Origin of the sequence: Termitidicoccus mucosus (genome assembly GCF_038725785.1) — a bacterium.
Taxonomy (GTDB): domain Bacteria; phylum Verrucomicrobiota; class Verrucomicrobiia; order Opitutales; family Opitutaceae; genus Termitidicoccus; species Termitidicoccus mucosus.
The window spans coordinates 663,556-688,539 of record NZ_CP109796.1 but is presented as its reverse complement, the minus strand read 5'-3'; the positions used below and the strand labels follow the sequence as shown (position 1 = coordinate 688,539).

At 64.2% G+C, this 24,984-nt stretch carries 19 protein-coding genes; 7 read left to right on the top strand and 12 right to left on the bottom strand.

What is annotated here, in order from left to right; genetic code table 11:
* Nucleotides 1-286 precede the first annotated feature (286 nt).
* Complete coding sequence (locus OH491_RS02345) at nucleotides 287-1,495, top strand: FTR1 family iron permease (RefSeq protein WP_068769502.1); 1,209 nt, start codon at nucleotides 287-289, stop codon at nucleotides 1,493-1,495.
* 114 nt (nucleotides 1,496-1,609) lie between these two features.
* Here OH491_RS02345 and OH491_RS02340 read toward each other — a convergent pair whose 3' ends face one another.
* The gene (locus OH491_RS02340) at nucleotides 1,610-2,224 is read right to left on the bottom strand and encodes a thioredoxin family protein (protein ID WP_068769503.1); all 615 of its coding nucleotides are present in this window, start codon (nucleotides 2,222-2,224) and stop codon (nucleotides 1,610-1,612) included.
* Between the two features lie 269 nt (nucleotides 2,225-2,493).
* Between OH491_RS02340 and OH491_RS02335 the strand changes: the two genes are divergently transcribed.
* From OH491_RS02335 to OH491_RS02320, 4 genes are all read left to right on the top strand, one after another.
* Nucleotides 2,494-3,138: a hypothetical protein gene (locus OH491_RS02335; protein ID WP_068769504.1), complete on the top strand. Its 645-nt coding sequence runs from the start codon at nucleotides 2,494-2,496 to the stop codon at nucleotides 3,136-3,138.
* 100 nt (nucleotides 3,139-3,238) lie between these two features.
* A complete protein-coding gene (gene pyrR / locus OH491_RS02330) occupies nucleotides 3,239-3,790 on the top strand; it encodes a bifunctional pyr operon transcriptional regulator/uracil phosphoribosyltransferase PyrR (RefSeq protein WP_334319172.1) in 552 nt (183 codons plus the stop codon).
* A 94-nt stretch (nucleotides 3,791-3,884) separates the two neighbouring features.
* A complete protein-coding gene (locus OH491_RS02325) occupies nucleotides 3,885-4,832 on the top strand; it encodes an aspartate carbamoyltransferase catalytic subunit (protein ID WP_068769506.1) in 948 nt (315 codons plus the stop codon).
* 84 nt (nucleotides 4,833-4,916) lie between these two features.
* Nucleotides 4,917-6,209 carry a dihydroorotase gene (locus tag OH491_RS02320; RefSeq protein ID WP_342750843.1) on the top strand — a complete coding sequence of 431 codons (1,293 nt, stop codon included), beginning with the start codon at nucleotides 4,917-4,919 and terminating at the stop codon, nucleotides 6,207-6,209.
* 295 nt (nucleotides 6,210-6,504) lie between these two features.
* Here the strand turns inward: OH491_RS02320 and OH491_RS02315 are convergent, their stop codons facing one another.
* From OH491_RS02315 to OH491_RS02300, 4 genes are all read right to left on the bottom strand, one after another.
* The gene (locus OH491_RS02315; protein WP_334319173.1) at nucleotides 6,505-7,614 is read right to left on the bottom strand and encodes a substrate-binding domain-containing protein; all 1,110 of its coding nucleotides are present in this window, start codon (nucleotides 7,612-7,614) and stop codon (nucleotides 6,505-6,507) included.
* A gap of 99 nt (nucleotides 7,615-7,713) precedes the next feature.
* Nucleotides 7,714-8,889, bottom strand: a complete 1,176-nt coding sequence (locus OH491_RS02310; protein WP_068769509.1) for a Gfo/Idh/MocA family protein — start codon at nucleotides 8,887-8,889, stop codon at nucleotides 7,714-7,716.
* Between the two features lie 57 nt (nucleotides 8,890-8,946).
* Nucleotides 8,947-10,572 (bottom strand): alpha-amylase family glycosyl hydrolase, encoded by a 1,626-nt coding sequence (locus OH491_RS02305; RefSeq protein ID WP_068769510.1) that lies wholly within the window; start codon nucleotides 10,570-10,572, stop codon nucleotides 8,947-8,949.
* Between the two features lie 12 nt (nucleotides 10,573-10,584).
* Entirely contained in the window at nucleotides 10,585-11,973 is a 1,389-nt protein-coding gene (locus OH491_RS02300; protein WP_068769511.1) for an enolase C-terminal domain-like protein, read from the bottom strand.
* A gap of 357 nt (nucleotides 11,974-12,330) precedes the next feature.
* Here OH491_RS02300 and OH491_RS02295 point away from each other — a divergent pair, with 357 nt between their 5' ends.
* Entirely contained in the window at nucleotides 12,331-14,949 is a 2,619-nt protein-coding gene (locus OH491_RS02295; protein ID WP_068769512.1) for a hypothetical protein, read from the top strand.
* Between the two features lie 86 nt (nucleotides 14,950-15,035).
* On the top strand, nucleotides 15,036-15,854 hold the full coding sequence (locus OH491_RS02290; protein WP_068769513.1) for an alpha/beta hydrolase: 819 nt from the start codon (nucleotides 15,036-15,038) through the stop codon (nucleotides 15,852-15,854).
* A 31-nt stretch (nucleotides 15,855-15,885) separates the two neighbouring features.
* Here the strand turns inward: OH491_RS02290 and OH491_RS02285 are convergent, their stop codons facing one another.
* From OH491_RS02285 to OH491_RS02255, 7 genes are all read right to left on the bottom strand, one after another.
* Nucleotides 15,886-16,956 (bottom strand): LacI family DNA-binding transcriptional regulator, encoded by a 1,071-nt coding sequence (locus OH491_RS02285; RefSeq protein WP_334319174.1) that lies wholly within the window; start codon nucleotides 16,954-16,956, stop codon nucleotides 15,886-15,888.
* Between the two features lie 48 nt (nucleotides 16,957-17,004).
* A complete protein-coding gene (locus OH491_RS02280) occupies nucleotides 17,005-18,627 on the bottom strand; it encodes a hypothetical protein (RefSeq protein WP_145928654.1) in 1,623 nt (540 codons plus the stop codon).
* Nucleotides 18,628-18,717: 90 nt separating this feature from the next.
* Entirely contained in the window at nucleotides 18,718-19,806 is a 1,089-nt protein-coding gene (locus tag OH491_RS02275; RefSeq protein ID WP_068769516.1) for a uroporphyrinogen decarboxylase family protein, read from the bottom strand.
* A 276-nt stretch (nucleotides 19,807-20,082) separates the two neighbouring features.
* Complete coding sequence (locus OH491_RS02270; protein ID WP_068769517.1) at nucleotides 20,083-21,288, bottom strand: alpha-L-fucosidase; 1,206 nt, start codon at nucleotides 21,286-21,288, stop codon at nucleotides 20,083-20,085.
* Nucleotides 21,289-21,321: 33 nt separating this feature from the next.
* Nucleotides 21,322-22,098 carry an SGNH/GDSL hydrolase family protein gene (locus tag OH491_RS02265; RefSeq protein WP_068769518.1) on the bottom strand — a complete coding sequence of 259 codons (777 nt, stop codon included), beginning with the start codon at nucleotides 22,096-22,098 and terminating at the stop codon, nucleotides 21,322-21,324.
* A gap of 28 nt (nucleotides 22,099-22,126) precedes the next feature.
* A complete protein-coding gene (locus OH491_RS02260) occupies nucleotides 22,127-22,912 on the bottom strand; it encodes a hypothetical protein (protein WP_068769519.1) in 786 nt (261 codons plus the stop codon).
* A 38-nt stretch (nucleotides 22,913-22,950) separates the two neighbouring features.
* The gene (locus OH491_RS02255) at nucleotides 22,951-24,981 is read right to left on the bottom strand and encodes an alpha-amylase family protein (RefSeq protein ID WP_068769520.1); all 2,031 of its coding nucleotides are present in this window, start codon (nucleotides 24,979-24,981) and stop codon (nucleotides 22,951-22,953) included.
* Nucleotides 24,982-24,984: the final 3 nt, after the last annotated feature.

The window sequence follows — 24,984 nt, the reverse complement described above, 5'->3', positions numbered from 1 at the left end:
AAGCAATCAGGATTCGGATAAAAATAATCAATCAATTTATATTAAAATAATACCAATTCCGAACGAAATTTATCCTTTTGGAGGGACCGTCTCCATGCCGTCCGGTTTAGGTAGGGCGAGGCGTCCCGCCGAGCCGTTGGCGCTCGCGGCTCGGCGGGACGCCTCGCCCTACCTAAAATATAAATCTCATTCGGAAATGGTATAACTACCAAAAACCATGATTCCGTTTTTTTCGATCTTCGCATCCTTCGCGGTTAATTTCCAAAACCTCCCGTAAGGCTTTTATATGAGAACGAACATCCTTGTCCTGTTTCTTCTTTTCGCGGTTCCGGCCAGTGTCCCCGCGCAGCAGGGCCTCACCGAAAACTACGGCCCCGTGGTGGAGGCCATCGTGGCACGGGGAGACACGGCCATCGGGAAGTATGCGCCCGCGGACTCGGTGGCGGCCGGCAATGAATTCTCGCGACTCTATTTCGATGTCTTCGAGGGAAGCGGCATGGAGTTCACCCTGAACCTCAAGGACGCTTCGCTCATGCTCCGGATCGAGTCCGGTTTCAGCCTGATCATCAGCCAATGCATGCGCGGGGAACCCAGGGAAAATCTGGAGAAAACCTGGGCGGCCTTGAAAAAGGATCTCGGCGATGCCGTGACGCATTATTCGAGCGGCGAGGTGACGCCGGGTTTTTGGGGCCGGGCCGCGCAGTCTTTTCTGATTCTGTTCCGGGAAGGAATCGAGGCCATGCTCGTGGTGGCGGCCCTCGTGGCCTACCTGCGCCGTTCGGGTTATTCCGACAAGGTGAAGGTGATCTGGTGGGGCTGCGCCCTGGCCTTGGCGGCCAGCGCGGGCGCGGCCTGGCTTCTGCATGCCGTGATCCAGGCAAGCGGGGCAAACCGCGAGGTATTGGAAGGCGTGACCATGTTGATCGCAGCGGCGGTCCTGGTTTATGTCAGCTACTGGCTGACCGCGAAACGGGATGCCGATCGCTGGCAGGCCTTCGTCAAGGACAAGATGGACAAGGCCGTTGGCAGCGGGAGCCTGTTTGCCCTGGGCTTTGCCGCCTTTCTTGCCGTTTTCCGGGAAGGCGCCGAAACGATCCTCTTCTATCAGGCCCTGATGGCCGGTTCCACCGGACAAATGGACGCGATCTGGGTCGGAATGGGGTTGGCCGCGGCGGCGCTGGTGCTCGTATACGCGGCCGTGAGGCTGGCCTCGATCCGGCTTCCGCTCCGATTCTTCTTTGGGGCGACCGCCGTCCTATTGTTCATCATGGCCTTTGTGTTCACCGGGCGGGGAATCCTGGAACTACAGGTGGGCGGACTGATCCACACGACCCGTCTGGACGGATGGCCCATGGCGGGCGGGCTGGGCATCTTCCCCACGCGGGAAACCGTCGCCGGCCAGTTGGTGATTCTGGCCACGCTTCCCGCCGGGTGGCTGTGGTTGAGATGGAAGCGAAGCAGAAGCGCAGCCGCCGTCCGGTCAAGAGCCGCGTAATCGAGGGAGAAGGATGGTGTGGGATTGATGCGCCGGGTCGGTCCGAGGCGGGCGGAGTGATCCCGCGTCTGCCTCGGGCACCGACACCGGGCAATCGAATCGATCCAGGCCCGCTCAGTATTTCACGCCGCAGCCATACGGCTCGCTGGTGGATTTCTCGACCGGCTTGCCCGCCGTCAACGCGTCCAGCGCGGCGGTCACGTAGTTCGTGGCCTTGGCGATATCGGCCTGTTTCGCGGAGCGGATGCTGTCGATCGCGCCATCGTAGGCCAGCGTGCCGTCGGCCGAAATGACATACATGTGCGGCGTGGTCTTGGCACCGTAGAGGCGGCCGACCTTGCCGTCGCTATCGCGGCAGTATGAGGCCGGTGCGGCGCCGTTCTTCTGCGACCAGGCGGCGACCTGTGACGCATCGTAGTCACCCTGCGCCCCGGGACGGGCCGAATTGATGGTAATCCACACCACATCCTCGGCGGCGGCGTTTTTCTGGAGCGACGGGATATTGCCGCTTTCGTAGTGTTTCACCACAAACGGGCATTCCGGGTTTACCCATTCGAGCACCACGGTTTTGCCGCGGTAGTCGGAGAGCGAGATGGATTTTCCCTGGATGTCGGTGAGCGTGAAATCCGGCGCGGCCTTGCCGATTTCGGCGGAGGCGGCAAACACACCAAGGCATCCGGCCACGGTGAGCGCGAGCATGAGGGACAGGTTTCGGGTTGTCTTTTTCATAGGCTAATGGCGATTCAAACTTATTCTTATAACCAGAACCCGTCCCGGCGCCAGTCGCGGAAGCATTTTTTCGACATCTGCGGATTTTTCATCTTTTTGGAGTGCCTCCCATGTTATTCAAACTCACCACCCAGGAAAAACGTGTCGTCTCCCTCATCGCCGCGCTGATCGTGCTCGGACTCATCGGCTTCTGGGTGCTCTAGGTTTCTTTTGCCAGGCCGCTCATATTCGCCATGCCGGTCCCATCATCCCCGCAAAAACCTCACGCCATGCCCGAATCCGATGCATCGCAGCCGCCGCCCGACGGCGGCGCGCCCAAAATCTCCCCGGCGCGCTCCACGGCTGGCGCGGCCCTGACATTGCTCGGCTGGTCGCTCGCCGCCGCGCTCGCCCTCGCCGTCTTCTGGCTCGCCAGCCGCCACGCCGCCGACCGCGCGGCCTTGTCCGCCTCGCGCCTTGAGGCGGAATTCGCCGCCGTCGAAACCCAGGAACTCCGCCAGCAACTCGAGGCCGAACGCATCCTCTCCGCCGCGCAGCTTGCGCGCCTGCGCGCCGCCGCGTTCCCGGCGGATACCCAGCTCCATGCCTTTCGCGCGATGGACAACACCGGGCGCCTCTCGCTCCACCTCGTCGCCTGCGCCGTCTGGAGCCCGTCGATGGGCAAAGGAGAACTGCATTTCGCTGGCGAGCAGCCTCCTGCGGACCGGACGCGGACCTTGGTCCTGACGGTCGCCGCCACGCCTGACACACCCGGCCCCCGCCTTGCCGAGTTTTCCGCCGACACCAAAAAACTCGCGTTCACCACGCCGCCCGGCACGCCCGGGCATGCCCGTTTTTTCATTCACGAACTCAAGGGCAACGACCTCGCCCCGGTCGCCGCGAGCCGCCCCGCGGCAAAGCCCGAAAACAAATAATCGCCGTCAACCGGAATCCCCCCGGCGCGCCGCCTCTCCGCGCCGCCCGCCTCCAGAAAAATCTTTCCCCGCCCGCCCCGTCATGGCACAACGCACATTCGTGCCCACCGATATCCAAAGCATCAACGCTCGCGACACGCATGCCGCCATCGAGCGTCTCGCCCACCTCATTCTCCAACGCCATCCGGCGGACGAAAAGCTCCTCTTCCTCGGCATCGCCAACGGCGGCATCGTCCTGGCCCGCCGCCTCGTCCTCCATTTCAAGCACGCCCGCGCCGGCACGCTCGACATTTCCTTCCATCGCGATGACATCGGCCGCCATCCCATCCCGAAGGAATTCGCCCCCACGCACATCCCGGCCGACGTGAACGGCGCGCGCATCATTCTGGTCGATGACGTCCTCCAGTCCGGTCGCACCATCAACGCCGCCCTCAACGAACTCTTCGACTACGGACGCCCCGAACGCGTCGAACTGGCCGTGCTCATTGACCGCGGAGGCCGGCTCCTGCCCATCGCGCCCGATTTCTGCGCCCTCCAGCTCATCACCGCGCCCGACGAAAAAATCATCGTCCATATCGATCCCGACGCCCCGGACAAGGACCGCATCGCCATCGCGCCGACAGCGCCGGCGAAGAAAAAACGCGCCAGTTGACAAGTATCAAAAAATCCCCGCCCCACCCCGCCCTTCCCCATCCCCGGCACTCCAACTTCAACTTAAACCTCCCACTTAAACTCCCTTTCCCTCCATGCCCTGGCACCGCAAAGACCTCATCACGCTCGAGGAACTCAGTCTCGACGAAATCAACCAGATCCACGCCACCGCCGCCGCCTTCAAAAAAATCCTCGGCCGCAGCGTGAAAAAAGTCCCCGCCCTCCGGGGCAAGACCATCGTCAACCTCTTCCTCGAACCCAGCACCCGCACCCGGCTCTCCTTCGACATGGCGGCCAAGCGCCTCAGCGCCGATGTCATTTCCTTTGACGCCGCCGCCTCCAGCACCACCAAGGGCGAAACGCTCCGCGACACCGCCGAAAACATCCGCGCCCTCGGCGCGGACATGATCGTGATCCGCCACGCCGCCTCCGGCTCGCCCCTCTACCTCTCCAAAATCCTCGACATCCCCGTCGTCAACGCCGGCGACGGCGCGCACGCCCACCCCACCCAGGGCCTCCTCGACACCTTCACGATGCGCGAGCACCTTGGCGACCTCCGCGACCGCAAGATCGTCATCCTCGGCGACATTCTCTTCAGCCGCGTCGCCCGCTCCAACATCCACGCGCTCATCAAATTTGGCGCCAATGTCACCCTCGTCGGCCCCTCCACCCTCGTCCCGCACTGGTTCACCGACCTCGGCGTGGAGGTTTCGCACGATCTCCGCAGCGCGCTCGCCGACGCCGAGGTTGTCATGCTTCTTCGGATACAGCACGAACGCCAGGGCGGCGCCCATTTCCCCTCGCTCGGCGAATACACCGGCATGTTCGGCCTGAACAAGACCCGCGCATCCTGGCTCAACCCCCGCGCCCTCATCATGCACCCCGGCCCGATCAATCGCGGCGTCGAGATCGACAACGACCTCGCCGACGGCCCCAACAGCGTGATCCTCGAGCAAGTGACCAACGGCATCGCCGTCCGCATGGCTGTCCTCTACCTGTGCTCGGGAGGCCAACCGGAAAACGTGATCGGCACCTCAGACTAAAATCCCTCCTGCCCGCTCAGTCCTGGCGCCGCCCTGTTTCCAATAATTCCGCATTCCGAACTCCGCATTCCGCATTTCCACACCATGCCTTCCCTCTGGATCCAAAACGCCCGCATCATCGACCCCGCCTCCAAACGCGACGCCACCGGCGACCTCTGCGTCAACGACGCCGGCAAGATCGTCCCGTCCCTTTCCGCCGCCGCAAAAAAACGCGCGCGCAAGATCGACGCCGCCGGCCTCGTCGCCTGCCCCGGCCTCGTCGATATCCACGTCCACTTCCGCGAGCCCGGCCAGACCCACAAGGAAACCATCGCCACCGGCTCGCGCGCCGCCGCCGCGGGCGGTTTTGCCACGGTGGTCTGCATGCCCAACACCACGCCTCCCGCGGACAACGCCGGCACCATCCAGGCGATCAAGGACGCCGCCGCGCGCGACGCCGTCGTGCGCGTTTACCCCACCGGCTGCATCACCGCCGGCATGAAGGGCCAGAGCCTCGCCCCCATCGGCTCGCTCAAGCGCGCCGGTGTCGTCGCCATCACCGACGACGGCGACTGCGTCCAGTCCAACCAGCTCATGCGCTCCGCCGTCGAATACGCGAAAATGTTCGACCTTCCCGTGATGGACCACTGTCAGGACCACGCCCTCACCCAGGGCGCCGTGATGAACGAAGGCGTCATGTCCACCCGCCTCGGCCTGCGCGGCTGGCCCCACGCGGCCGAGGACATCATCGTCTCCCGCAACGTCATCCTCTCGCACTACACCGGCGCGCACATCCACTGCCAGCACATCTCATCCAAATATTCCGTCGAGCTCATCCGCCGCGCCAAGTCCCGCGGTGTGCGTGTCACCGCCGAGGCCACGCCGCACCACATCGCGCTGACCGACAAAGCCCTCGCCTCCTACGACACCCATTTCAAGATGAACCCGCCGGTCCGCACCGAGGAGGACCGGCTCGCCATCATCGAGGGCCTGCGCGACGGCGCCATTGACATCATCGCCACCGACCACGCCCCGCACACCGACTACGAAAAGGACCGCGAGTTCGACTTCGCGCCCAACGGCATCATCGGCCTCGAAACCGCGCTCCCCGTCGTGCTCGATGTGCTCGTGCGCCGCTCAAGATTCAAGCTTCCCAAGCTCATCGACCTGATGACCCGCCGCCCCGCGGAATTATTGAAGCTGAACGCCGGCGTCCTTGCCGAAGGCGCTCCCGCCGACATCTGCCTCTTCGATCCCGCCGAGAAATGGGTGTATGACGCGAAAGCCGGCCAAAGCAAATCCGCCAACTCCCCCTGGCACAATCAAACCCTCACCGGCCGCGTGAAAACCACCATCGTTGGCGGCCGTATCGTGTTTGATAATGGCAGGATAAAATAATCGGTTTTCCACTGTTTTCGATGTCTGGAAACAACAAGAAATTAACCGCAAAGAACGCAAAGAGCGCAGGAAACAATCCTGTTTTCCCATGAGTTCTTTGCGTTCTCTGCGGTTAAATAAGCAAACCAGCCATTCGAAATAGCGAGGAACCAAATAATCAGATCCGATTGGATCCGGTCCCGCCAATGCTTTCCTGCCATTGGCGGGGCACGTGTTGCCTTTCAATACAACCTGGCCGTTTGCCAAGCCGGGCATCGACCCAAGGGACTTTATAAGTCGAAAACAAAGCCTGGCATCACCGCGTGCTCCTTGTCGTGCCGCCATCCTGCCATCGGCCTTCGATGAGCAGGACTTTCGGGGTGGCGGGCATGCCTTTCTCGCCACAACGCACCTCCGAGGCCACCAGTTCAACCGCGGCGGCGGCGACATGCTCGTAGTCCTGCACAATGCCGGAACAGCTGTGATTCGCCTCGGTGTCCACGTCGAGCGCGACCATGCCGATGTCGTCGGGCACGCACAGGCCCATGTGCGAAAGCCACACCGTGTAGTTGAGTGCGGCGGGGCTGCTCTGGCCGATGATGACGTCGGGCTCATGGCTTCGCACCCAGCGGGTGAACGCCGCCGCGGTTATCCTCTCCTCGCAGAGCACGGGCACTTTGGTTTCCAGCCCGAACTGGTGCGCGCTGGCGAAGGCGGAAGTGTAGTGATACTGCGTGCGTTCGTTGGTTTCGGTCTCCAGCACGAGGCCGGGGCGGCGGTAGCCGGCCTCGCCCAGGCGACGGAGCACGCGCAGCATTTCCTGGTATTGGTGCTGGCAAACGCGATGCAACGGCAGGCCGATGCCGTAGCCGATGGTGACGGTGGCAAACGGCGCGAGGTTGAGGCCGATGGTGTCCACGCGAATCGGGCCGTCCACGACCACGAGCGCCTTGATGCCGCGCGAAACCAGAATGTCACCCATGCGCTTGGGAGGGATCTTCGAGGCGGCGATGAAAAATTCTTCGGTCTGGTAGCCGAGCTCGGTCGCGCGCCGGGCCACCCCCGCGTGCAGGCGGCGCAGGAAGCCGTTTTCTTTCCACGTGGACCGCTCGGGATGCAACGACAGCAGGCCGAGGACGGAAATATTGCGCACGGAGCGGTGCTTGCGCAAATACGACATGAGGCGCCCGAGTTCGGGATCGGGTTTGTAGCCAAGCGTCTCGGCGGCCTCGCGAACGCGTTTGCAAGTCTCGGGCGGGATGCTCGGATCCCCACGCAATGCGAGCGACACGGCGGCGGACGTAAGACCGACCTTCTGGCCGATTTGTTTCAGAGTGGGTGGTGGCGCGGCTTCGCTCACGGTGCCGGGACTCTGCAAGCCCTCCTTCTGTCGCGCAAGCCGGTTTCGTCCTTTGTCCGCGCTCATCGTCATGCGATTTGTCCGGCCCGGGGCCGGGCCATCCGGGTTCGTCGAAGCGGCGGCGGCGCCGCCGCTCCCATGCCTCGCGGCTTGCCCGGGAGGTTTTTATTTCGTCGAGAAGGATTTGGCCATGTCCACATTGGCGGCGCGGATGATGCGGCGGCGAGGCGGCGCGACGGCGGCGGCGCGGTCGAGGGCGGCCTGATACGCGGCGGAGTCGAGCGGCAGCGCGACGGTTTCGTTTTTCCACGTGGAATAGAGCATCGCATTGGCGAGCTCGACGGACTTCAGCCCCTCGGCGGCGTCGGCGAGGAGCGGCGCGCCGTCGAGAATGGTTTCAACAAAATTCGCCAGCACGCCGGCGTGCGAGGGATTGCCGGCCTCGCATTCGAGTTCGCGCACGGTGGTGCCGGGCGCGCCGAAGGCGTCGTCGGTGGAGCGGCTGTGGTCGGCGGCGTCCCGCTCATTTTCGGCGAAGAGGAGCCTTTCGTTTTCGAGGATGACGAGGCCGCGCGTGCCGGCAATTTCGAGGCGGTTGACGCCGGGCGCCTCGCCCGTGGCGGTGGTGAAGACGCCGGTGGCGCCGTTTTCGTAGTGGAGGAACGCGGTGACGGCGTCCTCCACCTCGATGTCGTGGTCGCGTCCGAACTGGCAGAAGGCCCGCAGCGAAACGGGCATGCCGCAGAGCCACTGGAGGATGTCGAGGTTGTGGAGCGCCTGGTTGACAAGCACGCCGCCGCCCTCGCCTCTCCACGTCGCGCGCCAGTCGGAGAGGGCGTAGTAGGCCTCGGGCCGGAACCAGTTGGTGATGGTCCACTGCACGCGCTGGAGTTTGCCGAGCGCGCCGTGGTCGAGAAGGGCGCGGATGCGGCGGTAGTGCGGGTGGGTGCGCAGGTTCATCATGATGGCGAAGCACTGGCCCGGCTTGCGCGGGTGCGCGAGCAGGCGTTCGCCGTCGAGCTTGGTGGCGGCGAGGGGTTTTTCCATCATGAGGTGCAGGCCGGCGGAGAGGACTTTTTCACCGAGCGTCCGGTGCAGCGGATGGGGCGTGGCGACGATGACGGCGTCAACCAGGCCGGAGGCGAGCATGGCGTCCGCGTCGGGGAAGAAACGCACGCCGCCGGGAAGCGTGCCGGACGGCGGCGGGCGGAGATCGCTGGCGGCGGCAAGGACGCCGCGCGGGATTTTGCCGGCGGCGAAATTGGCGCAGTGGACTTTGCCGATGTTGCCGAGGCCAATGAGACCGAAACGGAGCGGTGACGCGAATGGGGCGGTTGGCATGGTTGGAATTGACGCGGGAGATGTTCGTTCAAGGCGCGCGTTTTCGGGATGCGCTGGTTATTTCCCTTCGATTTTCCAGAGGCCGAAGCCGCCGCCGGGGAGCTCGACGCGGGCGGTGCCGTTGTCGAGGGTGAGCGCGGCCCTGCCCCGCACAAGGGGACGCGCCGAGGCGGCGTCGTTTTTCCAGTCGGCGGAGCGCGGCGTGCCGGACGGGTTCACGGCGATCCAGAAGCGTTCGCCCCCGGCGGCGCGTTCAAAGACGAACGGATAGCCGCCTTTCTCGGCGTAGATCAGCCGGAAATCCCCGTCCGCGCCGAGCGCCCCGTGCCCCTTGCGCAGCGTGATGAGGTGGCGCACGAAATGCAGCACGGAGCCGGGGTCGCGCTGCGCGGCCTCGACGGTGCGATCCTCGGGGTCGGCCTCGACGGGCAGGTAAAGCCTGGCGGGGTCGGCGGTGGAGAAACCGGCGTTTTTCGTGGCGTCCCATTGCATGGGAGTGCGCACGCCGGTGCGTTCGTAGCCGCCTTCCTTCGAGGCGAGTCCGTGGATGTAGCGCATGCCGATTTCGTCGCCGTAATAGATGAACGGGATGCCGGGCAGCATGAGCAGGAAGAGCAGCGCGCACTTGAGTTCGTCGGGCGAGCGATCCTCGGCGAGGCGCGGCGGCACGTCGTGGTTGCCGGTGGGCACGCTGATGTAGCCCCGGCCGCGCGTGGCATTGTAGTGTTCCAGAAAGATGTCGGCGAAGAGGCGGATGTCGCCGTTGGCGTTGCGGTCAAAGTAGGTGTTGCCGCGCGGTAGCGCGGAAATCAGCTCGGGACGGTGGTTGCGGAAAAGCGAATTATACGCGACGGTCTCAAAGTGGATCATGAAATCCACGTGGAAGCCGGCGGCGATGGCGTGCTTGGGATAGGACCACTCGGCCATGAGCAGGGCCTCGGGATAATCCCGGTCAAGCCAGCGGCGGATGCCCCGCCAGAGCGTCTGGAGGGCGCTGATGCGACGGGCCTCGTCGTGGCCGCGCACAAGCGACTGCGCCATGTCCACGCGGAAACCGTCCGCGCCGAGTTGCAGCCAGAATTCCATCGTGCCGCGCAGTTCCCGGAGCGTGGCCTGGCATGCGGGATGATCGAGCGGTTTTTCCCACGGGTTGGCGGGATCGGGGTCGGCGTAGCCGTAGTTTAGCGCGGGCTGGCACCAGAAGAAGTTGGCCACGTAGGCGCCGTTGCGCTCGGCGTAGCCGCTGACCGCGGCGAGGTGCGCGGGCTTTTCGCGCCACACCGGCTCGATCCAGAGGTAACGGTCGGTGTATTCATTGCGCCCGGCGCGCATGGATCGCCTGAACCACGGATGCTCGACGGAGGTGTGCCCGGCGACGAGGTCGAGCACGATCCGCATGCCGCGCTCGTGCGCGGCGGCGAAGAGGCGCACGAGGTCGTCGTTGGTGCCGTAGCGCGGATCGACACGGCGGTGATCGGCGATGTCGTAGCCGCCGTCGTGGAAGGGCGACACAAACACCGGGCCGAGCCACACGGCGTTGCACCCGATGCTCTTTATATAATCGAGCTTTTGCATGATGCCCGCGATGTCGCCCATGCCGTCACCGTTGGAATCATAAAAGCTTTGCGGATAGATTTGATAAAATACCGCCTCTTTCAGCCATGAAGGTTGCTGCTTGGACATGGTGGAGTTTGATCAGAAATTCCCGTGCGCGGCGGCGGGGGGCGGCAGCTCGCGTTTGATGCGGTCGAGATGATAGCCGAAACCGGGGCCGGTGAGCGTGGACAGGTCGACGCTGCCCTCGCGGCGGCGGTAGAGCCCCGGATGGGCCGACTCCTCGGCGCGGGACGCGTCGGGGTAGTATTGCGGGGCGTTGGTTTCCACGCCCATGATGGTCCCGGCATGGGCCGCGAGGAGCGCGTGCGGAATCATCGCGAGCATGGGGTTGGTGAGGTCCTGCACCATGAGCGTCATGCCGTGCGCGCGCGCCCAGCAAAGCGAGAGCAGCGCGCCGGTGAGGGTTTTGCAGGTTTTGAGCGCGACGCTGCTCCAGCCGAGTTCGCGCCCGCGCCGCACGAAGCGCCAGTCGTGCGCGCTTTCGTCCATGAAGAGCGGTTTGCGCGCCGTGACCGCGTGCACGTCGATCGGGTGCTCCTCCAGCTCGTAGGGGAAGGGCTGCTCCACGTAGAGCAGCATGCCGTAAATCGCCGGCTCGTCGGCGAGCAGGCGGTCGAGCATGGCAGTCACATACGCGGGGTCGGCGACGGCGCAGTTGTAGTCGGCGCACAGCCAGAGCACGCCGAGTCCGCGGCCGATTTCGGCGATGCGCACGAGGCGCGCGTAATCCCATGCGGCGTCGTTGCCGTGCAGTTTGATTTTCAGGCACCGGAGTCCGTCGCGTTTGATCCAGTCGCGCAGGAGCACCGGGTGCCCGTCCTCGGGTTCGCAGCCGTTCAGGTCGGTTTCCTCCAGCGCGTCGCCGCTGCCGACCGTATGCCAGGCAACCAGCTTTTTCGGAGCCGGCCGCAGAAAATCGGCGGGGTATTTCCCGGCAAACGAAACCGCCGCGCCCCCGGCCGGTTGCAGGCGGGCGGACAAGTCCGTCGCGAGCCACCCGCGCCCCAATGTCTCGAAAACCGGCTTGCCCGCGAGCATGCCAAACGCGTCATACAGCGCGAGGTCGAACGCCGAGCAGCACACGAGCGCGGCCAGCCACGGCATGGGCTCCGCTCCGGCGCGGGCGGCGTTGAACTCGCGCAACAACTCCGGAAGCGCGCGTTCGATGAACGCCGAGCCCAGCTCGAACGGATGCCCGTCATCCGCGACCGCGGCCCAGGCCTTTGCCAGCCGCAGGCAAAATTCTCGCAGCGCCGCCGCGCGCGCGCCGTAGGGCAGCGCGGAGGGCCACATCCACTGGACATTGAGCGGCGTCTCGCCCCAGCCTGTCGCGTGTTTTCCGTCCGCAGCCTCGGCATCCACGGCGGCGCGCGCGCAAATGACCTCGGTCATCGACTCGTGCCCGAAGTGAAACGGCACGCGGGTTTTCACGGGAAGAAAATACAATCTGACGCCTTTGATTTTCATGAAAGAAGGATGGAATCGTGAAAGGCTTCCGGATACGGGATCGCCCTCCTGCGCCGTCGCGTGCGGACACCGTGATCCGCAAAGGCGGGGTCGGGAAATGCTTTGGAGTTAAAGCAGCCAGCCCATTCACTCCGCCACTGAAACCGGAATGGATGACCGCTCGCAACAGAAGGCTGGCTTAGTCGTTAAGCGGAAAAAATACAAAATCCCCGCCTCCTCGCCTTCACTTAACCATCAAGGCAGGCCCGCATTGCCAGTTGGCCCGCGGGATGAGGTCATTTCTTGCGTATTCCCGCATCCCGCCCGAGCCGGTTTTGGTTTCCCAAAATCCCGCCGGTAAATTCATATCCGAATTCCATGAGCGAACTGCCGCCGCCCTCCCCGCCTCTTCCGCCCGACACATCCGCCGCCCCGCCGCCCGCGCGGCTTTGCCTTGAACCCGGCGGGTTGCTGCGCGCCAGCGAGCGCGTGCGCTTCACCGCCACCGCCGGCGGCGGGCTGGTGCTGCGGCGCGGTTTGCGCGGGGGCTTTGCCGAGATCGCCCGCGCGCGACTCGCTCCCACGGGCACGGCGGCCGGACGCGGAGGCGGCTGGGAGTGGACGCCGCCGGAGTGCGGCATGTGGCTGGCCGAGTTTACGACGGACGGCGGCGAAGTGCTGCGCCGCCCGTTCGCCGTCGTCACGCGCGAGTGGGCCGTCTGCCAGATCACCGTCGGGGCCTTCACAAGCGAGGATTTTGCGGATATCATCCATCCGGCGGGCGTGGCCGCGGATTATTATGTCACGGGCTTCGCCGCCGGGGCCGCGGACGACTTCACCTGCTCCGACCCGCGCTGGGCGGGCTCTGAACGGCTGCATGGCGACGCCATCCATCCGCACGTGATGGCCGACGCGTTCGGCGCCATCGCGCCCGCGCTCGCGCATGACGACCCGAACTGGGACTCGCTGCCGCCCGCGCAGATCGACGCGCGGCTCGCCGCCCTGCAAGGCTGGTGGCTCGCGCGCGGCTTCGCGCCGCTTGACCGCGTGGCCAGCTACACGCCGTCGAACCGCTTTGTCGAGGCGTGCGCGCGCGCCGGCATCGGCGTGCTGCATTCGCTCGTGCCCGAGCAAAACTGGTCCGACGGCGACTGGTCCATCAACCACTGGGGCATGCCCACCTGCCCGTTCTGGATCGCCGGGGACGACTACCGCAAGGCCGGCTCCCGCGACGGCGGTGCGCGCCCGCCCGTCCTTGGCATGACGATGAACCACTACCATGTGCTCGCGCCGCACCTTACGCACTGGGGAGACTTTGTGCTCTCGCCCTCGCATTTCACGCGCTGGCTGCGCGCGGCGGATTCCGGCGGCGAATCGCGCCGTTTCCGCCAGTTTCTCGCCGACATCGTGCGCGGCGGCACGCCCGTCGGAGACGCGCCGTTTTTTTTCGTGGCCGGGTTCGAGTTTGGCCGCACCTTCGGCACCGCCGACATGACCGCGTGGAATCGTGCTGGGCTGCGCCGGCTCCTCGCGCTCGCGCAGGATGAAAAGCTGGTGTTTGCCACCAGCGGCGACGTCCGCGCCTACCACCAACGCCATGTGCCCGTGCTTGCGCAGCGCGTTTTCCGTCAGCGTGACTCGTGGGTGGGCGTCACCGTCAACGGCAAACCCGGGCAGGCGGGCGACTCCATTGTGCTCGAACTCGACGGCTACAAAGCGCTCATCCGCGAGGACTCCCCGCTGCCGTGGCTTTATTACGATTATCGCGAACGCTGGGCCTTCGCCACCAACGACACCGCCGCCCCGCGCGACCACGCCGCCGCCTGCGCCGCCGCGTTGCGCGTGGATATTTCCCCGGCCCGTGACCGCGCCATCATCACCGCCGCCGTGCCGCTGCCGCGGGCCATCCCCTTCGCGCTCTGGGATGCCGCGCCGGTGGAAAACGCAACGGCATCGGGCTCTCCGCTGGCCTTCCGCCCGCTTCCGCTCGCGCCGCTCGACGACGCCCGCGCCATTACGCTCCTCGAAGCGCCCGCCGGGTGGAGCGGACATGCCGAACTCGCGCTCCGTCCGCTCGCGACGCGTCCCGGACGCGTCGAGCAAGGCCGCTGGCGCGCGCAGGCATTCGGACGAAAAGACACCGGGGAAACCGACACGGACCCGCGCCATGTTTACCTGCATCTCGACGCGCCGCTCATCGCCGACGCGCCCGTGCAAATCACATTGCGCAAACCCGCCCGCGTCGAAGGCCCGGGCGCGGCGGGCGATCCCGGGCCGCGCGGAGCCGGCCCGCTCACGCTTGTGTTTGGCCCGTTGAAATCCTGGTATCGCCTCCTCGACTGCGAACCCGCCGACATCGTGCTGCCGACGGCCGGTGAAACCGACCGCGCGCTCGCCCCGCACCTGCTGCCCGCCGGGGCCGATTGGGAAAAACAAATCGCGCTCCACAACGCCGGGCTCGGCGAGGCCGCCGCGAAACATCCCGCGCTGGCCGGCAAAAAAATCCTGCACGCGACCTTTTGCGGCGCGGCGCTTCCGCTCGGCACGCGCAGCCGGGCCGAGGCGCACGACATCGCCGTCGCGCGGCCCGGCGGCGAGGCCATCATCGCGCGGGAGTTTGGCGACGGCGTCATCTCGCTCGGACCCGGCAGGGCCTTTTGGTATCATCCGCGCGGCCTGTGCGCGCGCATCAGCGGGCTTCCCGCCGCCACCGGCGCCTCGCGCTGGACAGTGCTGCTGCACTCTTTCGATCCGTTCGGGCTCGATGCCGCGTATCGGGTGAAAGTGGGCCGGTCGAAACGCGATGCCGGCCGCTGGTCCGTCCCCGTGACACCGGACGATGCACGGACATTTTTTGCGTTTGAGGCCGACGACGCCGATCTCGATTCACGCGGACGCCTCGCCATTCATCTGGCCACCGATCAAAAACAAATTCTGCGCTGGTGGGATGAGCGCGGCTTCATCGCCGCCCTCCATGCGCTTTGGGTGGCGGCCTGACCCCATTTCAGATTGATAACCGAAAGATTAATCACGAGAGCACGAAAAAATAATCCAATCCCCGCGCTCCTTTCCCCGTTCCACTCATGCAACCGGCATCACCTCCGCCCACGATTCCACTCTGGCCCGACGCCGCGCCCGGCGCGCTCGGCGACAACCCCGCGCTCTCGCTTTTCCCCGCCGCGCCGGACAAGGCCACGGGCGCGGCGATGGTGATTTTTCCCGGCGGCGGATACGTCGGTTTGTCCGACCACGAGGGCGAAGGCTACGCGCGCTGGCTGGCGAACCTCGGCATCACCGGGTTTGTCGTGAAATACCGTCTCGGCGCGCATGGCTACCGGCATCCCGCGATGCTGCACGACGCCGCGCGCGCCGTGCGCCTCGTCCGCGCCCGCGCCGCCGAATGGAAAATCGATCCCGCGCGTGTCGGCGTGATGGGTTCCAGCGCCGGCGGCCACCTCGCGGCGACGCTCCTCGTGCATTTCGACGACGGCATTCCCGGCGCGAACGATCCGGTGGCGCGGCAAAGCTCGCGCCCCGGCCTTGGCATTCTCTGCTATCCGGTCATCACGATGGGCGAAAAAACCCACGCCGGATCGCGCGACAACGTCATCGGCGCGGACGCGCCGCAAGCGTTGCGCGAATTGCTGTCGTGCGAGCGGCAAGTCACGCCGGGGACGCCGCCGTGCTTCATCTGGCACACGTGGGAGGATGACGGCGTGCCCGCGGAAAATTCGCAGATGTTTGCCGCCGCGTTGAAAGAAGCGGGCGTGCCGTTCGAGTTGCACATTTATGAAAAAGGCGCGCACGGCATCGGCCTTGCCGCCACGCCCGACGGGCGCATGCACCGCTGGACATCCGCCTGCCGCGCCTGGCTGCAAGAGCGCGGGTATGCGCGCGCGTGAACCGGCTCGTGCCGTCCTCGGCTGTCCGCGTTCAGGAAATGGGAGCGCGACTTCCCTGGCGCTGGCGGCGCGTGGTGCCTCCGTCCTGCCAGCGGCCCTCTATCATCAGCACCTTCGGCGTCGCCGGAATGCCTTTCTCGCCGGCGCGCACCTGCGATGCCGCCAGTTCCACCGCCGCCGCCGCGACCTGCTCGTAGTCCTGCACGATGCCCGAGCAGCGCTCGCTGGCAAACGTGTCCACGTCCAGCGCGGCGAGCCCGATGTCGCCGGGTGTTTTTTTGCCCATCCGCGCGAGCCACCCGGAATACACATGCGCCGCCGCGCTCCCGTGCGCGATCACCGCGTCGGGCGCGTGCCGCCTCACCCATTTGGAAAACACATCCCGCGTGATTTCCGTCCCGAGCAGCGCGGGGACGGCCTTTTTCCCCCGCGCCCGGCCCGCGATCGAGTAGGCCGACGTGTAATGAAACCGCGTGCGCCGGTCGGTCTCTGTCTCGATGACCAATCCGGGCCGTTTGTAACCGAGCCCGCGGAGACGCGCCAGCAATTGAAACATCTCCTCGTATTGATGCTGGCAGACGCGGTGCAGCGGCAGGCCCACGCCATAGCCGATGGTCACCGATGCAAATGGCGCGAGGTCCAGACCGATCGAATCGACCGGCGCCGGCCCGCATACGATGACGAGCCCCTTGATGCCGCGCGCCACCATGATGTCGCGCATGCGCGTCGCCGAGATTTTTGGATCGTTCAGGAAAAAATCCTCCGTCAGAAACCCGAGCTCGCCCGCGCGTTTCACCATGTTCTCATGCAGCCGCCGCAAAAAACTGTTTTTTGCCCACAACGACGGATCCCGGTGCAAGCTCAGCAACCCCAGCGCCGACACGATGCGCGCCTCGCGATGCCTGCGCAGATACGACATCAGCCGCCCCAGCTCCGGGTCGGGCGTGTAGCCGAGTTCCGCCGCCGCCTTCATCACGCGCTCGCCCGTCGCGCGCGGAATGCTCGGGTCGCCGCGCAGCGCGAGTGACACGGCCGCCGGGGTGAGTCCCACTTTCAGTGCGATCTCCTTCAATGTCGGACGGCGTGCGGGGCTGTTGTTCACGGTGCGCACACGTTGCGCCGCGCGCGGTGGTTATCAAGTTTTGTTTGTTTAAAATGGAACGGCTTTTTCACGCAATCGCGGTATCCATGCCTCGACGCCTGGCGGCGGGCCCCATGGCGAACCGCGCTCCTTATACAGCGTCGCGCACGATGGATGATCCTCCGGCAATCGCCGGTAGGAACGCCAGACCTCATCATAATCGCCGAGCAGCGCGCGCAATTCTCCCGGACGGGCATCGCGGCTTTCCGCCGCCGCCAGCCGGAATATCGCGCGCATGATGCGGCACAGCCGCAGACCGTATTCGCACGATGCGACGACGTGCACCTTTGTCTCCCCATCCGGAAATCCGATTTGCGCGGACAGCGCGGCGATTTCCTCCCACATCGCGACCGCCTCGTCTTTTTCGGACAGGATGCGCCCGGTTTTTTCCCCGCAATCCGCGCCGTCCGGCAGCACGGGTTTGCCAAAAAATTCGTCGCGGCTCCACCACGGATCGATGTCACAGCACGCCGAACGCCGTCCGAGAAACGCCGCGTCGGAAGACAGCAAACACAGGCGGCGAAACCGCGCCGCATCCGCGCCGCGCAACCCGAGCACATCGGCGGCATGGCGCGCAAAGACGGCCTCCTCCGGTTGTGCCGGGTCGGCGGCCCATCGCGCCATCACCCAAGCGTTCAGATCGCACCAGAATTCATTTTTTATATAAGGCCCCTGCCAGCCGCCGCCGCGGGACCAGGTCCAGACGCCCGCGAACAAATCAGGGCGGGCGCGGGCGAATTCGCCGATGCTCCACAACGCCCCTCGTTCCGCCAGCCGCCGGTGCTCCGCGAACCCCTCGATCACGCCGCGCGCGATATAGTTCGGATACGCGCCCTTGCCCTCGTATTCGCGCGCGCACTGCACCTCGATCAACTGCCGGTGCCGCCCCTCCCCGATCACTTTGCTGAAAGGATTTCCCCGGTGAAAATCACCCTCGCAGTGCTTCACCGAGATCGTGAGCAGCGGATGCGGTTCGACGGCGTCGCTGACGGCGCGGTAGGTTTCCAAATCCGTGTCGAAACTCAGCCACGCGCGAAAGATCAAATGCCGTCCGCGTTTCACGCACAACTCCTCGCGCATGAGCCGCATGAGCGGCGCGATGGTCGCGCGCCAGTCGTTCCGGTTTTCGATTTTGCCCACATGCCAGGGAGCGTCGTGCAGATAAGTCTCGCCGATGCGCACCACGAGCCCGTCCAGCAATGGGAACCGGTCAAACATCTGGGCAACCAGCAGGCGCAGGAAATGCGCGGTGGAGGGATTGAGCGGATTCCCCATTTCGCGCCCGAGATTATATTTCTCGACCAGGCGGCGCGGAAAAAGGACCAGGTCGCTCATCGCATAAATGCCGACGCCCGCCGCTGCGCAAGCCGCGTGCTGCGCGTCGATGCGCGCGGCCTTGGCGTCCACCCAGGCGCGGGCGTCGGAGTCTTTTGGAAAAATATCCGGATCGACCGCCTCCCAGTTCACCGCAAGCATGGGCGAATCGAAAAGATGATACACTTTCCCGCCAAAGCCCATCGCGCGGATCACGCCGGGCGATTCATATTTGGTTTCGTAAGGCGGCTCGCCGGGATTGTGGTGCACCATGTCGAGGATGCAGGGTGCCGGGATGGACGGGAGAGCAACTGTCATGCGTGGAAAACACGCCTTGGCCTCACCGTCCGGGCAACGAAGCCGATGCTTGATCGTTAAGCCCCGCGGAACCGGCGGACACCGGCCCGCTCACACCCATGCGGACACTTTCACCAATTCATCAACGTATTCGCGATAGCGGTCGTAGGAGACGTCGGCGGGGATGGAGTGGTCGATGCCGGGAATATAGCCGCCCTCCTCGATGACGGGGCGCAGGCGCGCAAACTCCGCCGCCACCGCGCTCCGGCCCAGCGGCACGATGCGCTTGTCGAAACCGCCGCCGATGCGCAACTCGCGCCCGAACTGACGCCGCAGCCCGACCGGCTCCATGCCGGAGGCCACCTCGCACGGGCAGGTGCTGTTCACGCCGGCGGAAAGCATGTCCGGCAGCAGGAGGCGGTAGTCGCCGTCGCTGTCATGCCAGGTCAGCCGGACGTCATGCGCATGGGCGAAGTCCATCACCTTTTTATAATGAGGCAAAATCATGTCGCGGAACATCGCGGGCGAAAGCAGCGGGCCGCTTTTGCACGCGAAGTCCTCTCCGAATCCGATTATGTCCACCCGCGTCACCTTCACCGCGCGGCGCAGGCCCTCCATGACAACCGCGTGGTAGCGCTCGAACAACTCGCCCACCAGCTCCGGCGCGTCGTATAACAAATACCCGGCCCCGTCCACGCCCGCCACCGAGCGCAGCGTCCAGTAGTAACAGCCGCCATCGATCAGGATGACATCCCCGCGCTGTTCGGCGGCGTGAACCTGCTCCAGCCAGTCGGCGGGGAAGCGGGCGTCGAGGTTGTCCACGTCGAAATGCTCGTCCAGGAGCCGCCGCAAATCCTCCGGTGTTTTCACGGGAAACTCCAGCCATTCCGGAAAAGAGGAATGGTCCTTGAATTCCTTGGCCGTGCGTCCGTATCGATCGGTTTTATATATAAACTCCCCGTCCTCGCGCAGGATTTTCACCGGATAGTCGGGAAACACACCAGCCGCCGGCGTGATGTTGCTGACACGATAACCCAATCCGCTGACGCCAAGGTGCTCGTGGACATCCGTCACTCCATCCGGCAACCCCTCGCGCCGCCAGCGGGCCAGCGTGTCAAACCACGGCCAGGCAAGGTAGCAAGGTCGTTGATCGACAGGTTGGTAATTGAGCGTGTTGAGAAATCTTTCCCTGGGTGTCATGTTGATGAAAATGGCTTGGGGTTTTGGACAGGATTGCAGGATTTTTCAGAATTAACAGGATTGGGTTTTAATCATGATAATCCTGAAAATCTCGTTCATCCTGTTAAAAATAATAGTTCGTTATTTTTAGACAGAATGGACAGAATTTAATGGAATGGACGAAATACGGTTTTTATTACAAAACTCATTTTGTTCATTTTCTTTCATTCTGTTAATTCTGTCCAAAGAAATGCTTCAGTTTATCCAGACATGAAAAGTCGAGGAACGGATGGATGCTCATCCCGGAATCCAGAAACTGGTTTGCTTGCGGGTTGTCTCTGGCGCGCCCTCCACTTCGAGGACGATGGTCGTGGCGATCGGGTCGCGCAACGGGACCGGCAGATCGCGCAGCGTGATCATATCCGCCTCCTGGACGAACGGCACTTCCCTGCCGCCATCGAGACAAAAGGCACGTAAAACACGGTTCTTGATGTCAGGCTGGCGCAGGGTCGCGCCCGTGCTGTTTATTATGTGCAGATAAATGCGATTGCCCCGAGTGGTGACGCGCCCCCAGTTGTTCCAACTGAAAGGCGAGCGCTCCGAGTCTGGCAGGAACTCGCGGTTGCGCCGCAGCCAGTCACCGGCCTCGCGGAGGATGCGCTCGGATTCCTCCGGGATCGTGCCATCTGCGCGCGGGCCGACATTGAGAAGCAGGTTGCCCGCGTTGCCGGATGTTTCGAGGAGCATGCGAATGACCTGCCGCGGAGTTTTCCAATTATTGTCGCCGGCGTGATAGCCCCAATTGTCATTCAGTGTCATGCAGGCCTCCCACAGCCTGCCGGGAGCGGCGGGCTTGATGGCCTGCTCGCAGGAATAAAAATCGCACGGTTCGCCGGCACGGTTGTTTATCATTATATGCGGCTGCAAGCGCTTGACCAGGGCATTGGTCTCAATTCCATCAAAGGGCTCCGGGATGCACCCGTCGTGCCAGAGCAGATCGATCTTCCCGTAGCGGGTCATCAATTCCTCCAACTGGGCTCGGCAGTATTGTATAAAACGTTTTCGCCCCGCCTCGTCGGGCCAGCCATGGGGCCAGTCGCGATGATGCGCCCCGGGATAATCGGGATGAAACCAGTCTGCCGTGGAATAATAAAAGCCGACCTTGAGGCCGGCCGCGCGGACGGCGTCAACGTATTCGCGCACAAGGTCGCGCCGGGGGCCGAGGCGGGTGGCCTTGAACTCCGTGGTGCCCGTGTCCCAGAGGCAGAATCCGTCGTGATGCCTGGTGGTGAGCACGAGATAGCCCATGCCGGCATCCCGCGCGAGCCGCGCCCATTCGCGCGGGTCGCAGCGCGAAGCGGCAAATGGAAGCACGCAGTCTTTTATATAGCAGTCCTTCGTATATGACTCGCGGTTGGCCACCCACTCGCCGCGCGCGGCGGCCGAGTAGGGACCGTAATGGATGAACATGCCGTAGCGGGCGGTGCTGAACCATGTCGTCATAGGGGCGGAAAGGTGTGATGCGCGGCGGCGATGCTATTGGCAGCATCCCCGCGCGGACGCGGCGGGCATCGCAAGCGACTCCTTGAGTTGCGGGGTTGTGATGGCGGTGGAACCCGCCGGCGTCGGGTGAGTGCCGTCGCGAATGTAAGTTTGAAACAATTCCGGGTCGGCTTCGCGAAGCCTGACCCAATTCGGATGATGGTCGATGAGAAGCAGACCGTATTCTTTTGCAACCTGCCGGTAGCCTTCATAATAGGCGTCAAGCTCTGGGCGTGATTTGGCGGAGACCCCGCTGCCATGCGGGGAATCCCACACCGGATTCATCGTTTGTATGATTATTTCCACGCCGGGCAGCGCCTCCTTGAGCGTCTCTATCATGCGGGAGAGATTCGCCATACTCTTTTCCACCGTCATGCCGTAGTCAGGATGCTTCGGGGAATAATTCGGGCCGCTATAGGCATCGTTGATGGCAAATTCTATAAACACAGTGTCCGGCTTGAACTTGATCACCTTGCCTTGCAGATTGTTGAGGCCCGATTGCGAGGCCTGCCCGGAAAGCCCGCTGTTATGGACCACGGCTTTCGCCTTCCCTTCCGGGTCGAGGGTGTTGAGCCAGCCGGCCAGATCGGCGCGCCACTGGCCGGTCGCCGTGAGGCTGGTGCCGTAGGCGACCACCGTCTGGCTCCGGCCCGCCTTCAGGTTGTCCACCAGTCGGGAAGCGCGCGCGGGGACGCCAGCGGCCAGGAACAGGACGAGCAGCGCGAGGCAGGCCCGGTTTATATTAATCGTGATGGAGGATTCGTTTATCATAAAAAATCAACGCATCGCGTGCGCCGGTTCAACGCGCGGGACCGATGGCGGCCTCGAAGCTCTTGAGCACGTAAACGCCCTGGCCGTTTTGTGCGGCCACTCGGAGGCCCACCTCGACCGGGCTGAGGGGTGTGCGGAATTCCTTCACGGTGTGGCTGGCGGAATGCACCTCCCTGCCCTCGCTGTTCAGCATTTTGAGCGTCATGACGCCCTTGTTCTGCGCATCGATGCCATAGGTGAGAACCAGCGTGCCGGTTTCATTGGGCGCGATGCCGGGGCTTTTGTGGTTTTCCGCCCTGTCCACGCCGCCGGCCCCGCCGGTCACGGGTATGGCGTTGGAGACGAAGCGTATCACGTCGTCTCCGCCGTCATTGTCCACATTGTAGAGGGCGAGGAGCCCCTTGCGCTCGTTGGCCGGGTCGATGAGATAGATGCCGATGGAGGACTTGGCCGTGCCCATGGCAAGCGACACCTTGACGGTCAGCGTGTCCGCTTGCGAGACCGCGAAGGTGTTTTGCGTTCCGGCAGCGGCGTCCGCCGGCGTGGTATCGTATATATAGGTGGCGGACATCGGCGGCATGGCCTTCATGTCTTTGCCGGCCTTGTCCCACGACAGTTTTTTATTATTGAAACTGTGAACCTCGCGGAAATTCTCCCCGAAGGTTTTTGCGGTGTCGAATTCAAATGCCGCCACCCGGGACGGCGCGAGCGTGGCGAGCAGGAGAAACGCGCCCAGAACGGCGCGGCGGAAGGTGGCGGTTTGGTTGTTTTTTATATTCATGGCGGGATGTTTTCGGGTGTTTAGCAGGGTCATGGAAAAGCAGATGAAAACGCATTATGTTATTCCATGATCTATTGATGAAAAACCACCATCTGGTGGCATTCGAGACGCGGGACGGTAACAACCGTCCGGCCATCCGCGCCGGTTTCAAATGGTATTTCCCGGCCCTGGGGTTCCAAGGTGACGCGGGCGGGCGGCGCGGGGAGGCGCACCGCGAGCCGCACGTCGAAAAGCGGTGTCAAATCCTCGATGATCTCAATGCCGTCTCCGGAAATATTGGCGTTGCCGCCGTCGAGTTTGAATGCGCCGCCGCGACTGACGGTATTGGCGTAAAGGAGATGCGCGATGTGGCGGTTTTGTTTTTCCTGCCGCGCGAGCGTGACGCGCGCGGTGGAGGGCAGGCTGGTCCGGATCAAATCGCGCCCGTCGAGCAGCAGTCGCAGGCAGGCGCCGATGAAATGACGGTAAACCGCCTGCCCGTGCGTGCGGTAGCCGGTGAAGGCGGCATGGGCAAGGCAGAGGATGCCGCCCTTGCGCACGCCGGCGGCTCGGCCGGAGGGTTCGCGGCGGAAGGGCGCGTGCTGGTGGCTGCAAAAGTGCTCGAAGGTGCGGTTGAACCAGGGTTCGTGCACGTCGCCGAGGCTCTCCCCGGTGGTGACACGGATGCGTTGCGAGCGCGGATAAACGACGAAGGGCGTGCTCATGAAATCGGGCCGCAATCCGGCGCGCGGGAGAATATACTCGGGATTATATTCGCTCGCGCCGTCCCATCCGGCGCCGATGTCGAAGGCGAAACCGGAGCCGTCCGCGCGCAGGCCGCTTTCGCCGGTGAGGAAAAGTTTTCCGCCCGCACCGAGGAAGGCGCGGGTTTTCTTTTCCAGCGCCGCATCCACGCGGATGTCGTCGGGAAAGACGACGACTTCGTAGGGCGACCAGTCGCTGTCGCGGTCAACCATCGCGAACGCATGATGTTCTTCGAGCAGCACGCGGACGGCGCCGGTATCGGACGCGTTGTGCCGGGTGGTGCCGGGATGCTCGGATTCGCTGGACAAAACCGCGATCTGGGCGACCGGCCGCGCGTTCGCGCACCAAGGCTCCTTGTCGCGCACATCGCGATAGGCGGCGCCGATGATGGCGTAGGTGCTTTCGTCGAGCGCCCCGTCCGGGTGGAGCTGGTCGCCGACGCTGCAACGCGCGCCGAAGGCGAGCATCGCGGCGCATTCGTATTTGAGCGCGTTGGGGTGCTTGAGCCCGCCGAACTCCCCCCAGGTGGTGTGGAACTTTCCCGTCATGCCAAGGTAGGACAGGCCGAGTTGCGAAACGTAGGCGGCACTCTCGGGAAAATGATCGTAACCCCAGCCGCCCGTGGGGAGCGATTCGAGCTCGAGGCGGCTTTGATACGCGAGAAGATCGCGGCGTCCGCGCGGGATGTGCCCGGAGTTGTGAAACACGGGCATGTCGGCGCGCTGGACGCGGGCCGCGGCATTGGTTTTCTCGCAATAAATGCGGAACGCGTCCTCCGCGCAACGGCGGCGGTGCGATTCGTCGCGCGGATCGAGCCCCAGTTTCGCCATGTGGTCGAGCGCCCAGCGCGAGCAGCCGGGAAAGGGCGACACGATGTCGAGGAAAATGCCGTCGCAATCGGGAAACAGGCGGGCCGTCTCCGCAATCTGGTCGCACAGGTAGTCGAGGTAGGGCGACAGGAAATCCATCTTGTGGAAACCGGCCTGGAGCGGGGGCGCCCCGACGACGCGCCCGTCGGCGTCGATCTCGCGCCACTCAGGATGCTCGTGCGACATGACGTTGTCAAGGCCGGCGGACAGATAGATGGGGGCGTTGACGCCGATCTCCTTGCAGGCGTCGTATTGCGCGCGGAGCAGGTCGAACGAAAGGCCGGGATGCGTCCGCCCCACCTTGGTCGGGTGATAGCTCCAGCCGTGGTGGCATTTGGAAAACAGCGTGATGGAATCGACCGCCGCCTCGCGAAGCATGGCCTGCCAGCGTTTTTTGTCAAAACGCGAGCCGATGCCGGAAATCGCGGGCGAGGTGTGGAAATCAAGATGAACCTGCCGGAAGCGGAGCGGTGTGGAATTTGGTTTCATATG

Bases quoted from the DNA above. Each gene is read 5' to 3' on its own strand.
- OH491_RS02345 (WP_068769502.1), top strand. From the start codon at position 287: ATGAGAACGAACATCCTTGTCCTGTTTCTTCTTTTCGCGGTTCCGGCC.
- OH491_RS02340 (WP_068769503.1), bottom strand. From the start codon at position 2,224: ATGAAAAAGACAACCCGAAACCTGTCCCTCATGCTCGCGCTCACCGTG.
- OH491_RS02335 (WP_068769504.1), top strand. From the start codon at position 2,494: ATGCCCGAATCCGATGCATCGCAGCCGCCGCCCGACGGCGGCGCGCCC.
- OH491_RS02325 (WP_068769506.1), top strand. From the start codon at position 3,885: ATGCCCTGGCACCGCAAAGACCTCATCACGCTCGAGGAACTCAGTCTC.
- OH491_RS02320 (WP_342750843.1), top strand. From the start codon at position 4,917: ATGCCTTCCCTCTGGATCCAAAACGCCCGCATCATCGACCCCGCCTCC.
- OH491_RS02315 (WP_334319173.1), bottom strand. From the start codon at position 7,614: ATGAGCGCGGACAAAGGACGAAACCGGCTTGCGCGACAGAAGGAGGGC.
- OH491_RS02310 (WP_068769509.1), bottom strand. From the start codon at position 8,889: ATGCCAACCGCCCCATTCGCGTCACCGCTCCGTTTCGGTCTCATTGGC.
- OH491_RS02305 (WP_068769510.1), bottom strand. From the start codon at position 10,572: ATGTCCAAGCAGCAACCTTCATGGCTGAAAGAGGCGGTATTTTATCAA.
- OH491_RS02300 (WP_068769511.1), bottom strand. From the start codon at position 11,973: ATGAAAATCAAAGGCGTCAGATTGTATTTTCTTCCCGTGAAAACCCGC.
- OH491_RS02295 (WP_068769512.1), top strand. From the start codon at position 12,331: ATGAGCGAACTGCCGCCGCCCTCCCCGCCTCTTCCGCCCGACACATCC.
- OH491_RS02290 (WP_068769513.1), top strand. From the start codon at position 15,036: ATGCAACCGGCATCACCTCCGCCCACGATTCCACTCTGGCCCGACGCC.
- OH491_RS02280 (WP_145928654.1), bottom strand. From the start codon at position 18,627: ATGACAGTTGCTCTCCCGTCCATCCCGGCACCCTGCATCCTCGACATG.
- OH491_RS02275 (WP_068769516.1), bottom strand. From the start codon at position 19,806: ATGACACCCAGGGAAAGATTTCTCAACACGCTCAATTACCAACCTGTC.
- OH491_RS02270 (WP_068769517.1), bottom strand. From the start codon at position 21,288: ATGACGACATGGTTCAGCACCGCCCGCTACGGCATGTTCATCCATTAC.
- OH491_RS02265 (WP_068769518.1), bottom strand. From the start codon at position 22,098: ATGATAAACGAATCCTCCATCACGATTAATATAAACCGGGCCTGCCTC.
- OH491_RS02260 (WP_068769519.1), bottom strand. From the start codon at position 22,912: ATGACCCTGCTAAACACCCGAAAACATCCCGCCATGAATATAAAAAAC.
- OH491_RS02255 (WP_068769520.1), bottom strand. From the start codon at position 24,981: ATGAAACCAAATTCCACACCGCTCCGCTTCCGGCAGGTTCATCTTGAT.